The sequence below is a fragment of the Rhodoferax sp. RT5P35 genome (genome assembly GCF_056521385.1).
This window is the reverse complement of sequence record NZ_JBWMAX010000216.1, coordinates 1-1,218: the sequence shown is the minus strand read 5'-3', so window position 1 is coordinate 1,218 and position 1,218 is coordinate 1. Positions and strand designations below refer to the sequence as shown.

The 1,218-nt window shown below is 67.9% G+C and carries 2 protein-coding genes; one reads left to right on the top strand and one right to left on the bottom strand.

Translation table 11 applies throughout. From position 1 onward, the window contains the following. Positions 1-787, bottom strand: a 787-nt coding sequence (locus tag AC097L_RS25100) for a (R)-mandelonitrile lyase (RefSeq protein ID WP_479589426.1), incomplete at its 3' end; no start/stop codon positions are given. A gap of 91 nt (positions 788-878) precedes the next feature. Between AC097L_RS25100 and AC097L_RS25095 the strand changes: the two genes are divergently transcribed. After that, a partial coding sequence (locus AC097L_RS25095; RefSeq protein WP_479589425.1) for a LysR family transcriptional regulator occupies positions 879-1,218 on the top strand: 340 nt, incomplete at its 3' end.

Genomic DNA, 1,218 nt, shown 5'->3' with positions numbered 1-1,218 from the left:
CGCGCGCCACCCCGGCCGCGGTGATCGCGCTGGGCCAGCCCGCGTAAAACGCCAGGTGGGTCAGCGTCTCGACCAGTTCGTCCTGGGTCATGCCATTGGTGCGGGCCAGGGCCATGTGCGAACGCAATTGCTCGGGTCGGTTCATGGCGATCAAGGCGCTCACTGTCGCCAGGCTGCGGTCCCGCCGCGACAGGCCGGGGCGCGCCCATACGTCGGCAAACAGCACCTGGTCGGTCAGCTCTGCGAGCTTGGGGGCTACGTCGCCGAACAGGGCCTGCGCGCGCGAGGGGGCCGGGGTGGTTGGCACGTTGGCAGACGGCGGCGGCAAGCCATATTGGGCATCGCTCACCTGTTCCAGCCAGTCCACCGCCTTGCCGTCCTGCGCCTCGGTGATGGCGATGTGGGCCATGGCGGCGGCGGGCGCGGCACCGTGCCAGTGTTTGACGTTGGGGGGAATGTGCACCACATCGCCGACCTGGATGGCTTCGATGGCACCGCCCCACATCTGCACCCGGCCGGTGCCAGCGGTCACCACCAGGGTCTGCCCCAGCGGATGGGTATGCCAGGCGGTGCGTGCGCCGGGCGTAAACGACACCGTGCCAGCCGAAGCGCGTGCGGCACCGGTGGGCGTGTGCAGCATCTCCACGCGCACCGCGCCGGTGAAGTTCTGCGTGGGTGCCGCGTTGACGGGGCGGCTGCCCGCACGGGAAATCTGCAGCTTGTCATCGGCCAAGGCAGACAGCGGCAGCATGGAAACGGCGAGGGTGGCGGTGGCTAGGAGGTTCATGGCCACAGTTTATGATCGCATTGGCATATGAATAGCCGTCTATACCTTGTTTGATTGGCAAGCTACGACGGATAATTTCGGGGGCAAAACCATGCGCATCAATGAACTGCGGTCGATTTCCATCTTCGTGCGCACCGCGGAGCTGGGCAGCCTGCGCAAGGCCGCCGCCGCCCTGGGTTTCAGCCCGCAGGCCGCCAGCCAGGCGCTGGCCCAGCTGGAGCAGCACCTGGACGTGCGCCTGTTCCACCGCACCACCCGGGTGATGGCACTCACCGACGAAGGGCGGCAGTTTCTGGAAGAAGCCCAGCCCTCGCTGCTGGGCCTGCAGCGGGCCCTGCAGATCACCCGCCGCGCCAAGGAGGAGATTGCCGGGCCGCTGCGCATCGTCGGCCCACGCTCGGCCTTTCAGCCCGTGATGTGGCGGTTGCTGG